Below are 13,000 nucleotides of genomic sequence, written 5' to 3' on the forward strand. Positions count from 1 at the left end.
CTTGTTAGAGCGAACTGAAAAGAAGCTCATTGGGGCTGATACTAACAAAAAATAAAGGAGCATCAAGCTCCTTTATTTAGACTAAATCAGTTTGCATCATATTGCTTAGTGAATAAGACCTATAAGTCGTTAAACTCAGGGCTATAAGCAATCTTACCTGAATGGCCAGCAAGTACGCCGTCGACTAACTCGATAGCTTGGAAGGCACCTTCAGGTACATCCCAAATGCAGCTAAAGCCAAACTCACTTGCGGCTTTAAAACCAAAACGACCGTAGTAAGCAGGATCACCGAGCACAACACAGGCTGGGTATCCAAAATCAACCAAAGTAGAGAAAGCTTCTTCAACCAAGGATTTTGCGATGCCTTGGTTTCGGCACTCTGCTTTTACCGCTAAAGGAGCCAGGCCTTGCCAGTTATGGTCTTCGCCATCAAGCGTCACAGGGCTAAACATCAGGTGACCAACCACCTCACCATCTTCTGAACAAGCCACCAGCGACAAGGTTAAATGACTATTCTCACGTAAGCTCATAACCAAATTAGCTTCTGCATCCGTTTCAAAAACAGATTTCAATAAACGATCAATGACAAGTATATCTGCCGGTGCTTCAGTTCGAATAAGCATTCATTACCTCACTTTGTGTATCTGGGGATTGTACTCCCTTCTGCACAAAATCAGCTAATTGATTTAACAAAGTTTTCATAGGAGTCGGCAATAAGTCCAAATCTACGCTATCCATCAAGTTTTTGACCTCTAAACCGAGCTCAGTATCCCCCTCAATCGACAGTCGACGCTGGAAGAAAAGCGTATCTGGGTCTTCTTTACGCCCTGCAATAAGCACAAGATCATTAAGGTTACCGCTAAAGCTTACATCTTCAGAAACCTCTTTATCAGCTACAACTAGTTGCTCATTTTGGTAGCTAATACACCAACTTAATCCCATATCCTTGATCGAAACTTTAAGCCACTTATCTTCAAGGAACTCAAAGTCACCGTCTTCTAGAGCTTCTTTGAATACACTTTTCAGCGCTTCCAATAAGGCTCTTTTTTGTACTGTTTTAGGCAATAACTGGACTGGAGATCGCAAAATTGATGCGGCATTTTGAACTAGTTGAGTGCGAATCTTGTTTATCACGTGACTTATCCGTAACTTTGTCAATAATATGGAATGCATCATAAATGATGTTAAAAACTCAGTTACTGTTATGTATCAAATTTACTCCTCTTTGATACTCGACCTTTAATATCCTGAAAATCACAGTTATAGTAACTCAGGTAATGAGAATTACAGCGAATCGCTGCGCTCACAGGTAGATACCAATAATTACACACAAGTAATAAGTATTTATCTATAGTGAATATTCAAGCTCTTGGAGAATTGGTAGTACTTTGATGCCTCCCCAGCAACTACAACATTGGTTTACTCAGTTAACTGCGAACAGTCCGTTCTTTTTTGCAGTTCTTGATGCTCAACATAATTACCTTATGGTTAATGAGCGTTACTGTGATATTGCTGGTTTAACTCAAACTGAGCTTACAGGCATGAATGATCGCCAAACCTTAGGCGAGCAATTCTACCAACATCTAAAGCCGTATTATGAGCGCGCATTCAATGGTGAAGCGATTGAAGCAGAAGTCACTCTCAACGAGACTGACCTCGACACTAGCCTTCATTTCAGCCTTGCCCCTCTCACTAACGGCAACAAAACCGATTACATCGTCTTTCACGCCTTTGACACCTCAGAAAATCAAGTCCTCGTTCGCTCCCTAGAAGAATCTGAAGCGAAGTTCCACAAGCTTTCTCAACTGCTACCTGACGGACTGCTTTTGGTTGAGAACGACTATATTTTGTCATCTAACCCTGCAGCAGCAAGATTACTTGGTTTCAACTCACCATCAGAGTTGCTAGGTGAAGAGCTAGGCCGTCTGTTTATCGATGAACAAACCAAAACTGTCTTTAATAATAGGCTGAGTTCTATTATTTCCGAGTCGGGTTTGGTTTGTTTAACAGGCGCTCGATGTGGCTTTGAACGTAAGGTTCAACTTCATATCGACTCGACCGCGGTGCTAGGAAACAGTACACAATTAGTACTTATCCAAGATGCACAGGAAACAGCAAAACAGTTTACTCCGGCAAACAGTGAAGATGCCTATATTGATGCGCTCACCAAACTCTACAATCGAGTAGGATTTACCAAGCGCCTTGAGCAATTCATTCACAACAATACACCCGTTGTGATGCTCTACTTAGACATTGATAACTTCAAGAATATCAATGACTCCTTAGGTCACCACATCGGTGATAAGGTCATCAAAGAAGTCGCATCTCGCCTAAAACGCCTACTTCCTCGTCAAGCGGTAGTCGGCCACCTTGGCGGAGATGAGTTTGGTATCATCCTGCCAGAGCCGGAACATCAACGAACACCTGAAGCCTTATCTGAAAAGATCATCGCTCTGATCAATCAACCCTTCGATCTTCACCATTTCAGTAAACGCTTAGCTTGTTCTATTGGCAGCGTGAGCTTTCCTCAAGATGGTACAGACGCACGTATCCTGCTGCAAAACGCCGATACCGCGATGTATGAAGCCAAAGATCGTGGTCGTAATCGTCTGATTAAGTTCAACGAACAGATGAACAAAGAAGCACGTATGCGACTGTGGCTTGAGATAGAGCTGCAAAAAGCACTGCAACAAAATGGACTCGAGGTTTGGTATCAGCCGAAAGTGAATGCCCGTGATTTCACCATCAACGGCGCAGAAGCTCTGGTTCGTTGGAAGCACCCTGTTGAAGGCTACATCAGCCCTGCCGCATTCATCCCAGTAGCGGAACGTGCAGGTCTTATCGAACAGCTTGGTCGTGTGGTAATGCGTGAAGTATTTGCGACGGTTAAGCGTTGGAAGATGCAAGGTATCCTGCCTGGGCGAGTGGCGATCAACTTGTCTCCAGAACAGTTTGGTAACCCAAAGCTGATTGATTACGTTGAAAAGCTACTCCGTTCAACAGAGCTTGACCCAAGCGCGATTACTTTTGAGCTGACAGAAAGTGCTGTGATGAGTGACAGCGAACACACGCTACAAATGCTAAACGCTATCAAGAAACTCGGATTCGCCTTGTCCATCGATGACTTTGGTACAGGCTATTCATCGCTGTCTTACCTAGCTCGCTTCCCTATTGATGAGCTCAAGATTGACCGTGCATTTATCTCTGATATCGACACTCTGCCGAAACAAATTACAGTAATCGAAAACATCATCAACCTTGGTAAATCTCTCGATTTAACTGTGGTTGCAGAAGGTGTCGAAACCAGTGAGCAAGCGACGCTTCTATCAAACCTCAACTGTAGCTCCATTCAAGGTTTCCACTTCTATCGTCCTCAACCAAAACAAGACGTCGAAGAGCTGTTCGCACAAAACCGCCGTCATAAGAACTAATTAGAAGATTCGAATACGTCATCCTCTAAAAGCTTAACCAACACATAAAACGGCTACTCGTCAGTACCTCAAACGGAGTAAAAGCAGATTTATCCATCTAAACCTGCCTTACATCAATTCCGTCATTCATAATTCTTCATAAAATGCTCGCTTCAATTTCATTCTACTGGTAGTGAGCAAATGGAACTCTTATGCCCAGCGGGTAACTTACCTGCTTTGAAAACCGCCATTGATTGCGGTGCGGATGCTGTCTATATCGGATTCAAAGACGATACCAATGCCCGACACTTTGCAGGCCTAAACTTTGCGGGTAAAAAGCTCGATCGTGCCGTGCAATACGTGCATGACCGCAACAAGAAAATTCACGTTGCCTTAAACACTTTTGCTCACCCAAATGGCTTCGAACGTTGGACCAATGCCGTAGACAACGCGGCAGCACTGGGTGTTGATGCGCTGATCATCGCGGATATTGCGGTTCTTGAATACGCAGCAAATAAATACCCAGATTTAGAACTGCACCTATCAGTACAAGCTTCTGCGACCAATGCAGCTGCGATCGATTTCTACCACAAGAACTTCAATGTAAAGCGTGTGGTATTGCCGCGCGTATTGTCGATTCATCAGGTCAAACAGCTTTCTCGTAACATCACCTCTGACGTTGACCTTGAAGTATTCGCTTTCGGTAGTTTATGCATCATGGCTGAAGGCCGTTGCTACCTCTCTTCATACATGACCGGTGAATCCCCTAACACGGTAGGCGCTTGTTCTCCGGCGAAATATGTACGCTGGCAAGAAACAGAAACCGGCCTAGAGTCGCGCTTGAATGAAATCTTGATTGATAAGTACGTAGCAGGCGAAAACGCGGGCTACCCAACACTGTGTAAAGGTCGCTTTGAAGCGGACATCGATGGCGAACGCAAGCGCTACCATGCACTTGAAGAGCCAACGAGCCTTAATACGCTATCAATGCTGCCAGAGCTATTCGCAGCAAATGTTGCTTCAGTGAAGATTGAAGGTCGTCAGCGTAGCCCTGCTTATGTAGAACAAGTGACTCGTACGTGGCGTGCGGCCATTGATCGCTACTTAGCGAATCCAGAACAATACCAAGTAGAACAAGCTTGGAATGCGACACTGGCGAACGTATCTGAAGGCACACAAACCACTCTTGGTGCTTACCACCGCAAATGGCAATAGCGCCAAATGGAGAACTCAATGAAATACGCATTAGGCCCTCTACTCTACTTTTGGCCAAAACAGGACGTTGAAAGCTTCTATGAGCAAGCAAAATCTAGCTCTGCCGACATCATCTACCTTGGTGAAGCCGTGTGTTCAAAGCGTCGTGAGATGAAAGCCAAACACTGGATGGACATTGCCAAAGAGCTGTCTGCTTCAGGTAAGCAAGTGGTGCTATCGACGATGGCGTTGTTGGAAGCGCCAAGCGAAGTCAACATCATGAAGAAGTACATTGATAATGGTGACTTCGCGATTGAAGCCAACGACGTATCGGCTATTCAATTAGCCAGCGAAAGCAAAGTACCGTTCGTGGTTGGCCCTGCGGTTAACACCTACAATGCACGCACGCTGAACCTGTTTTTGAAGCAAGGTATGACGCGCTGGTGTATGCCTGTTGAGCTTTCTCGTGAATGGCTGAGTAACGTCATGACACAATGTGAAGAGCTTAATATTCGTAATAAGTTCGAAGTCGAAGTGTTTAGCCACGGCTACTTACCGCTTGCTTACTCGGCACGCTGCTTTACCGCTCGCGCTGAAAACAAAGCCAAAGACGATTGCGAAACCTGCTGCATCAAATATCCAACAGGTCTCCAAGTCGATAGCCAAGAAGGTCAGTCGGTCTTTAACCTTAACGGCATCCAAACCCAATCGGGTTACTGCTACAACCTAGTCAATGACTTGCCGAGCATGCATGACTTGGTCGACGTGGTTCGTTTGAGCCCATTAGGTATCGATACCTTCTCTGAGCTCAACAACTTCAAAGCCAATGAGCATGGCCAAAAGCCAATGACCATTGAAAACCGTCAATGTAACGGATACTGGCACCAACTTGCAGGTTTAGAAGTTAAGAACATCTAACTCCTCTCGTTGAGCCAGTCAGTCATGGATACAAAAAAGGCCTAGCATTCGCTAGACCTTTTTCATTCAGCTCAATAAAAACGACCTACGCCGTCGCGGTTTCCAGCGGCGCAGCATCGAGCTTCTTTACGTCTTTGTAGAGCATAATCATAACAACTACGCTTAACGCGATATTGGACAATGGATACGCTATCCAGATCCCCGGCACACCGTACAACTTAGGCATAATGTACAAGAAAGGCAGTTGGATAAGCATGTTACCTATCGTCACAAACATCGCCTTACTGCCCTTGTTCACCGCTTGATAGTAAGCACCCGCTACCACTAAGAAACCATCAAGCGCCAATGCAAACATGTGTAGTCGAATACCTAACACAGTGTACTCAACTAGCTGAGGTTCATCTGAGTTAAAGACGGAAACAAACTCACGTGGGAACGCATTCAACAACAACACAAACGCCACACCAATCAAGACAGAGCTCACCATCGCAATCTTCAGTAACTTACGAATATTCGCTTGATTGCGAGCGCCATGGTTGTAACTGACTAAAGGCTGCATACCATTTGCGATGCCTTCCGCTGTGAGGTAATAAACCGTCACGATGTAGCCCAAAATAGCGTAAGCACCAATCATCAACTGGTCGCCATACTGGGAGAACAAGGCATTATGCAGCGCCACCATCATCGAACCATACGCATACATAAAGAAGCTTGATGTACCGATAGCGAAGATTTCAGGAATTACCGATAACTTCAATCTCAGTTCATTCCAACGTAAACGCAAGTTTGCTCGACGTGAAAAGAAGTAAGCCAGACCCAGGCCTGTTACCACAAACTGAGCCATTGCAGTTGCCAATGCAGCACCCTTCAACTCCCAACCAAACTGAGCGATAAACAGGTAATCCAATACAATATTGATCACCGCACCAACAATCATCAGTATGGTGGCCAAGTTCGGGCTGTCATCGTTACGCAGTAAAAATGGCATCGCAATAGAGCCTAAGGTAAAGACACTTGCACCAATTAGGATATGTAAGTACTGCAGGCCAAGCTCATACACTCGACCTTCCGCGCCCTGCCAAAGCAAAAAGTTATCGGCAAACAGAAACAACAATCCAGAGACAATTGGCGTTATCGCCAACAGCAAGGTTAAACCCGTTGCTAAAATCTGCTTGGCACCTTTGGGGTCTTTTTCGCCTTGGCGAATCGAGACAAGGGCACCCGTACCCACGCCCACCAGCATACCAATGCCGAGAATCGACCCAATAACAGGCCACGCGACGTTAATACCCGCAAGTCCATCAGCACCGACATAACGGCCGATAAAGATGCCATCTACCACTTGGTAAAGGCCGTTCACTAACATAGCCGCTACGGTAGGAATTGTGTATCGCCAGAATTGACGACTAATTGAGTTACTCATTTCTTACTCTACTTTCTTTCATCTATTGAGCCGCACTAAAATGAGATACGACTCTAAAAATTAGTTAACAAGGCTAACTAAATATTTAAACTAATTACTTCAACGCTTTATCTAACAGTTGATTCAACAGTTGGGATTCTTGCTCAGATAAACGGCTCTCAAGCGTTTGTGCCATCACCTGATAAATCTTACTTTCTTCTTCCAAACCAATTTCAGCTTTCTTGGTTAAAATGACCAACTTAGAGCGTGCATCCTCAAGCGAGGCTTGGCGCTCTACGAGTCCTTTTCTTTCTAGCCTTTGAACCATAGTCGTGGCAGAAGGTTTTGTCACCTGCATCTCAATAGCAAGGTCTGTTAGCCGAATAGGCTCTGGTGAAGCTTGAATGACCTTCAAATAATCGTACTCATTAAAGCTCAGCTGGCAGATAGGATCTTCATTCACTTGAGTGCGCCATATCTTAGAAGCAAAGCGTTCAATTTTTTCTAGATTCTGATCCAACATAGATTTCCAACCACAGAATTTACATTTAGTTAGCAAGGCTAACTATTTTAATATTGTTTGATTTTAAAGCAACCAAAAACTAAACAACGCGCATAAAAAAACCGCTGACTGGCAGCGGTTTTTAATATTCTTACTATGTAACTTACTTAGCGTTAGCTTCTTCTTCGGCAGCGGCCAACTTAGCTTGTGCTAAATGTTCAGCCTTAAGCGTACTAAAAATACGGCTTAACTCTAAGAAAGAGTAACGGTGTTCTACGTATTCATACACGTTAAAAGAAACCGCTAATTTGTACAAAGAGATAGCATTCGCGTAATCACCATTCATGTGGTGACGCTTAGCAAGGTAGAAGTACGTTTCAGTTAGGCGTTGAGCTAGGAGCGTGTTGTCACGAGTCCCCGTTAGGATAGCTTTGAACGCCTGCTCTTCGGTAATATCGTCAAGCATGATCGCAACTAATACCCAGCCCCACTGTTCATCACGACTCTCGTAACGCTTTTGTAAATCAAGCTTGGCTTGTTCTGGCGTGAGTTCATGCTGAATGATGTAAAGCCACAGAGCGCGAAACGGATCGCTAGGAGCATCAGCGTAGTGCTTCATCATCTCTTCATTGGCTAAGTCATAGCGCTCACCATAGTAGAGTGCGATAGAACGATTTCGTTCTGCATATGAGTTTGCAGGATCAAGCTCTAACGTAGAATCAAAAGATTCATAAGCGGCATCAAACTCCCCTACTTGCGTAAAGTAAACACCCAAAAGGTTGAAGATATCAGGTTGAGCGGGGTTCAATGAAAGAGACTGATTGAAATCAAGACGTGCTAAATCACGCAGGCCAACGCTGTCGTAGTAGTTACCACGCTCGAACAACATTTTAGCTCGAACTTCATCGTTCAAGTCTGGGCGTTGTAATAACTGACTAAGGCGCGCTATTTGCACTTCTTGCTGAACACTTGGTTGAAGCGGCACAGCCATTGGTGGATAAACCCAACGTGAGGTGTTATCTGATGTTGTCGCACAACCAGTTAGTACAAGCAGTAAACACATACTCGCGGTTTGAAACCATTTCACAAATAATTACTCCTGTTATGACCGCAATAAAAAAGGGGAGCGATATGCTCCCCTTTATAACATGCTTTTTTACCAATGGGTTAGAAATCACTAAAAAGCGACAGTCCCATTAATAGGCTAAGAATTACTCAGCAGCAGGTGCTTCGCCTTCAGCTGGCGTTTCAACTGCTTCTTTCATGCTTAGGCGTACACGGCCTTGACGGTCAATTTCAAGAACCTTAACAGGAACTTCTTGACCTTCAGTTAGGTAGTCAGACACTTTCTCAACACGCTTGTCAGCGATTTGAGAGATGTGTACTAGACCATCTTTACCTGGAAGGATAGTAACGAATGCACCGAAGTCAGCTAGACGAGCAACTTTACCTTGGTAAATGCGGCCAACTTCAACTTCAGCAGTGATCTCTTCGATACGACGGATAGCTTCTTTAGCAGCTGCGCCTTCAGTAGCAGCAATCTTGATTGTGCCATCGTCTTCGATTTCGATTGTAGTACCTGTTTCTTCACAAAGAGCACGGATAACTGCGCCGCCTTTACCGATAACATCTTTGATCTTATCAGAGCTGATTTTCATTGTGTGGATACGTGGAGCGAATTCAGAGATATCTTCACGAGCACCAGAGATAGCTTCATCCATTACAGAAAGGATGTGCTTACGTGCACCTTGCGCTTGGTTAAGTGCAATTTGCATGATCTCTTTAGTGATACCTTCGATCTTGATGTCCATTTGAAGTGCAGTGATACCAGCGTTAGTACCTGCTACTTTAAAGTCCATGTCACCTAGGTGATCTTCGTCGCCAAGGATGTCAGAAAGAACAACGAAATCGTCGCCTTCTTTAACAAGACCCATTGCGATACCCGCAACAGAAGCTTTGATTGGAACACCAGCATCCATAAGTGCTAGAGATGTACCACATACAGAAGCCATTGAAGAAGAACCGTTAGATTCTGTGATTTCCGATACAACACGAACTGTGTATGGGAATTCGTCAACAGAAGGCATTACAGCTTGGATACCACGTTTAGCAAGCTTACCGTGACCAATTTCACGACGCTTAGGAGAACCAACGAAACCAGTCTCACCTACACAGTATGGAGGGAAGTTGTAGTGTAGAAGGAAGTTGTCTTTCTTCTCACCCATTAGGCTGTCGATGATTTGTGCATCACGTTGTGTACCAAGCGTTGCAGTAACAAGTGCTTGAGTTTCACCACGAGTGAATAGAGAAGAACCGTGTGTACGTGGAAGAACACCAGTACGTACGTCTAGCGCACGAACCATGTCTTTTTCACGGCCATCGATACGTGGGTTACCAGCAATGATGCGGCTACGCACTACGTTTTTCTCTAGAGAACCAAGCATGCCGCGGATTTCGCGCTCATCTAGGTTTTCGTCTTGTGCAATCAGAGCTTCAACAGTGTCGTTCTTGATTGCGCCAACTTGCTCGTAACGAGCCATTTTCTCAGTGATCTGGTACGCGTCAGATAGACGAGTTTCAGCTTGCTCAGCAACTTTAGCTTTAAGCTCAGTGTTAACTGCTGGCGCTTCCCAGTTCCAAGATGGAGTTGCAACTTCAGCTGCAAATTCGTTGATCGCTTTGATTACAACTTGTTGTTGGTCGTGACCGTAAACAACAGCTGAAAGCATTTCTTCTTCAGATAGGTTATCTGCTTCAGATTCAACCATAAGTACTGCGCCTTCTGTACCAGACACAACTAGGTCTAGTTTAGAGTTTTCAAGCTCAGTATTTGATGGGTTAAGAACAAGTTCGCCGTCGATGTGACCAACACGTGCAGCACCGATAGGACCATTGAATGGAGCACCAGAGATAGCAAGCGCAGCAGACGTTGCGATCATAGTGATCATGTCTGGGTTTACGTCAGGGTTGATAGAAACAACCGTAGCGATAACTTGAACTTCGTTTTTAAACGCACTTGGGAAAAGTGGACGAATTGGACGGTCAATCAGACGAGCTGTTAGCGTTTCGCCTTCAGAAGGACGACCTTCACGCTTGAAGAAACCACCAGGGATTTTACCCGCAGCGTATGTACGCTCTTGGTAGTTAACTGTTAGAGGGAAGAAATCTTGGCCTGCAACAGCTTCTTTCTTAGCAACAACAGAAACGAATACTGATGTATCGTCCATAGTCGCCATTACAGCAGCAGTAGCTTGACGTGCCATTACGCCCGTTTCTAGAGTAACGGTGTGGTTACCGTACTGGAACGATTTTACAACTGGTTTTTCAAACATTGTATATCCTTAGCTCTAAAGTCATGACTTTAGATTAAGTGAAGATTGACTCAAGATATTACCAATCGCGACTAGTGAAAAGAGACTTGGGAATGATGCTTCTTTGTATGAGTTCATACGCCGAATTAAGACCAAATCCGCCTTTGAATAGTCGCGACCTATTGGCCGACATCTGTGACTGTAACGTCTTGAGAGGTTGATTGCCCAGCGTTGAAAACGCATAGGCGGGCGTAGTATAAACTATTTTTATTAGGAGAGATATTTCCTATCAGAAAAAGCCAGATGATATTCTGTGCATCCGGCCAAACATTTTCTTACAGACACAAAAAAAGGAGCATAAATGCTCCTTTTCTTCAAACTGTCTTTGCAGACATCGCTATTAGCGACGTAGGCCTAGACGCTTGATTAGGTCTTGGTAACGAGTAAGGTTTTTGCCTTTCAAGTAATCAAGAAGCTTACGACGGCTAGAAACCATACGTAATAGACCACGACGGCTGTGGTGATCGTGTTTGTGCGCTTTGAAGTGACCTTGTAGGTGGTTGATAGAAGCAGTAAGTAGTGCTACTTGTACTTCTGGTGAACCTGTGTCGCCTTCAGATTGTGCGTATTCTGCAACGATTGCTGCTTTAGTTTCTGCATTCAGAGACATAAATCTCTCCTGATAAGAGTAAGTTTATATTTGTAGCAGCCAATCTCTGATTCAGCCGCTACGCGAGCCGAGGATTATAGGGAAGTTTACGAGTTGGTGCAATAACAATCGAACTGATGAAAAACGAAAAAAGCGAACCATTAAAATTAAGGGCTCGCTTTCTAATTTATTTACTCGTCTTTCACGACTCAGCGCTAAGATCCGATTCTGTGTAAGCGTTACGCTTGTGGCTCTTCATCTCTGAAAACAACCAAACGTTTCGGTGCAACTCGGCCATCTTCAGCAATTTGAGCAACGCCGACAAACAGCTTCTCTTCGCCGCTTGTCATGCGAACCGTTCCTTCCGTTGGCGCACCAGCAACCTGAACTGGCATACCGTGCTGGACAAGATCAGTCAGTTCCGCATTCAAGTTAACTTCAGGTAAGTCTTCTACAGCCGTGTCCATTGGCATTAGCAATGGATCAAGCAACTCTTTAGGTGCAATTTCTTGCGCTTGTGCTTGCTCTAGAATTTCGTTCAGCTGTTCCAAGGTAACCATGCGTTCATACGGGTACTTTGCAACACCAGTACGACGAAGCATTGTCACGTGAGCACCACAACCTAGCATTTCACCAAGATCGTCGGTGATTGTACGGATGTAAGTCCCTTTAGAACAATGCACTTCCATCTCAACTTCATCGCCTTCAAAGCGAAGTAGCTCAATAGAATACACAGTGATCTTGCGAGACTCACGAGGCACCTCGATACCTGCACGTGCGTATTCATACAAAGGCTTACCTTGATACTTCAATGCTGAGAACATTGATGGAATCTGGTCGGTTTCACCTTTGAAGCTTGCAATGCAGCGTTCAAGTTGCTCTTGAGTCACGTTGATTTCACGCGTTTCAACCACTTCACCATCAGAGTCTGAAGTGTTGGTACGCTCACCAAGCTTAGCAATAACAACGTAGCGCTTATCAGAATCTAATAGAAACTGAGAAAACTTCGTTGCTTCACCAAGACAAATTGGCAGCATGCCAGTCGCAAGAGGATCCAGAGCACCGGTGTGCCCTGCTTTCTCTGCAAAGTAAATGCGTTTTACTTTTTGCAGTGCATCATTAGATGAAATACCTGTCGGCTTATCTAACAGAATTACCCCGTTTATAGGGCGACCTTTACGACGGCGAGCCATTACTCTTCGTCCTTAGACTGAGTATCCTCAGTACGGCCTGCTTCTTCTTGCTTACGCTTGTCGTCATTCAATACTTCGCTTACTAGGTTAGACATACGCATGCCTTCAACCAAAGTGTTGTCGTAAGTAAAGCGAACTTCAGGCGTTAGACGGTGACGAATACGCTTACCAAGAGCCATACGAACTGGCACTTCATGCTCTTTAAGAGCAGCAAGACATGATTCAGGTGTTTGCTCACCGATACATAGGAAAGTCACGAACACTTTTGCGTAAGCAAGGTCACGAGACACTTCTACATCTGAAATAGTTACCATACCAATGCGTGAGTCACGAACTTCACGTTGTAGGATAAGTGCTAGCTCTTTTTGAAGCTGCTGAGACACACGTTGTGTGCGGCTAAATTCTTTTGACATTTTCTTTT

General features: G+C 44.7%; 12 protein-coding genes. 3 read left to right on the forward strand and 9 right to left on the reverse strand.

The window, feature by feature from the left end:
- Positions 1-119: 119 nt before the first annotated feature.
- Together QWZ07_RS19120 and ubiT are read right to left on the reverse strand one after the other, a co-directional pair.
- Positions 120-623, reverse strand: coding sequence for a GNAT family N-acetyltransferase (locus QWZ07_RS19120; protein WP_099165241.1), 504 nt, complete (start codon positions 621-623; stop codon positions 120-122).
- The gene (gene ubiT / locus QWZ07_RS19125) at positions 607-1,134 is read right to left on the reverse strand and encodes a ubiquinone anaerobic biosynthesis accessory factor UbiT (protein ID WP_065103009.1); all 528 of its coding nucleotides are present in this window, start codon (positions 1,132-1,134) and stop codon (positions 607-609) included. Before ubiT ends, QWZ07_RS19120 begins: the two co-directional genes overlap by 17 nt.
- A 257-nt stretch (positions 1,135-1,391) precedes the next feature.
- On the opposite strand from ubiT, the gene QWZ07_RS19130 reads away from it, so the two are divergent.
- The 3 genes from QWZ07_RS19130 (at position 1,392) to QWZ07_RS19140 (ending at position 5,522) form a co-directional block, all read left to right on the forward strand.
- Entirely contained in the window at positions 1,392-3,431 is a 2,040-nt protein-coding gene (locus QWZ07_RS19130) for a bifunctional diguanylate cyclase/phosphodiesterase (protein WP_017108765.1), read from the forward strand.
- Positions 3,432-3,611: 180 nt separating this feature from the next.
- A complete protein-coding gene (ubiU, locus tag QWZ07_RS19135) occupies positions 3,612-4,625 on the forward strand; it encodes a ubiquinone anaerobic biosynthesis protein UbiU (protein WP_016784927.1) in 1,014 nt (337 codons plus the stop codon).
- Positions 4,626-4,643: 18 nt separating this feature from the next.
- On the forward strand, positions 4,644-5,522 hold the full coding sequence (locus tag QWZ07_RS19140; protein ID WP_017108764.1) for a U32 family peptidase: 879 nt from the start codon (positions 4,644-4,646) through the stop codon (positions 5,520-5,522).
- 85 nt (positions 5,523-5,607) lie between these two features.
- Here QWZ07_RS19140 and QWZ07_RS19145 read toward each other — a convergent pair whose 3' ends face one another.
- From QWZ07_RS19145 to rbfA, 7 genes are all read right to left on the reverse strand, one after another.
- The gene (locus QWZ07_RS19145) at positions 5,608-6,945 is read right to left on the reverse strand and encodes an MATE family efflux transporter (RefSeq protein WP_192852279.1); all 1,338 of its coding nucleotides are present in this window, start codon (positions 6,943-6,945) and stop codon (positions 5,608-5,610) included.
- Positions 6,946-7,039: 94 nt separating this feature from the next.
- On the reverse strand, positions 7,040-7,447 hold the full coding sequence (locus QWZ07_RS19150; RefSeq protein WP_029225890.1) for a MarR family winged helix-turn-helix transcriptional regulator: 408 nt from the start codon (positions 7,445-7,447) through the stop codon (positions 7,040-7,042).
- A gap of 142 nt (positions 7,448-7,589) precedes the next feature.
- A complete protein-coding gene (gene nlpI, locus QWZ07_RS19155) occupies positions 7,590-8,513 on the reverse strand; it encodes a lipoprotein NlpI (protein WP_192852280.1) in 924 nt (307 codons plus the stop codon).
- A gap of 124 nt (positions 8,514-8,637) precedes the next feature.
- The gene (gene pnp / locus QWZ07_RS19160) at positions 8,638-10,758 is read right to left on the reverse strand and encodes a polyribonucleotide nucleotidyltransferase (RefSeq protein WP_009847538.1); all 2,121 of its coding nucleotides are present in this window, start codon (positions 10,756-10,758) and stop codon (positions 8,638-8,640) included.
- 379 nt (positions 10,759-11,137) lie between these two features.
- Positions 11,138-11,407: a 30S ribosomal protein S15 gene (gene rpsO, locus QWZ07_RS19165; RefSeq protein WP_004734493.1), complete on the reverse strand. Its 270-nt coding sequence runs from the start codon at positions 11,405-11,407 to the stop codon at positions 11,138-11,140.
- A 218-nt stretch (positions 11,408-11,625) separates the two neighbouring features.
- Entirely contained in the window at positions 11,626-12,579 is a 954-nt protein-coding gene (gene truB, locus QWZ07_RS19170) for a tRNA pseudouridine(55) synthase TruB (RefSeq protein WP_102299795.1), read from the reverse strand.
- Positions 12,579-12,992 carry a 30S ribosome-binding factor RbfA gene (gene rbfA / locus QWZ07_RS19175; RefSeq protein ID WP_017106942.1) on the reverse strand — a complete coding sequence of 138 codons (414 nt, stop codon included), beginning with the start codon at positions 12,990-12,992 and terminating at the stop codon, positions 12,579-12,581. The genes truB and rbfA overlap by 1 nt, the downstream gene beginning before the upstream one ends.
- Positions 12,993-13,000 lie beyond the last annotated feature (8 nt).

Origin of the sequence: Vibrio lentus (genome assembly GCF_030409755.1) — a bacterium.
GTDB lineage: Bacteria > Pseudomonadota > Gammaproteobacteria > Enterobacterales > Vibrionaceae > Vibrio > Vibrio lentus.

What these genes read in the sequence shown, in the direction of transcription:
- QWZ07_RS19120 (WP_099165241.1), bottom strand. Translation starts at nt 623, where the DNA reads ATGCTTATTCGAACTGAAGCACCGGCAGATATACTTGTCATTGATCGT.
- QWZ07_RS19130 (WP_017108765.1), top strand. Translation starts at nt 1,392, where the DNA reads ATGCCTCCCCAGCAACTACAACATTGGTTTACTCAGTTAACTGCGAAC.
- ubiU (WP_016784927.1), top strand. Translation starts at nt 3,612, where the DNA reads ATGGAACTCTTATGCCCAGCGGGTAACTTACCTGCTTTGAAAACCGCC.
- QWZ07_RS19140 (WP_017108764.1), top strand. Translation starts at nt 4,644, where the DNA reads ATGAAATACGCATTAGGCCCTCTACTCTACTTTTGGCCAAAACAGGAC.
- QWZ07_RS19145 (WP_192852279.1), bottom strand. Translation starts at nt 6,945, where the DNA reads ATGAGTAACTCAATTAGTCGTCAATTCTGGCGATACACAATTCCTACC.
- QWZ07_RS19150 (WP_029225890.1), bottom strand. Translation starts at nt 7,447, where the DNA reads ATGTTGGATCAGAATCTAGAAAAAATTGAACGCTTTGCTTCTAAGATA.
- pnp (WP_009847538.1), bottom strand. Translation starts at nt 10,758, where the DNA reads ATGTTTGAAAAACCAGTTGTAAAATCGTTCCAGTACGGTAACCACACC.
- rpsO (WP_004734493.1), bottom strand. Translation starts at nt 11,407, where the DNA reads ATGTCTCTGAATGCAGAAACTAAAGCAGCAATCGTTGCAGAATACGCA.
- truB (WP_102299795.1), bottom strand. Translation starts at nt 12,579, where the DNA reads ATGGCTCGCCGTCGTAAAGGTCGCCCTATAAACGGGGTAATTCTGTTA.
- rbfA (WP_017106942.1), bottom strand. Translation starts at nt 12,992, where the DNA reads ATGTCAAAAGAATTTAGCCGCACACAACGTGTGTCTCAGCAGCTTCAA.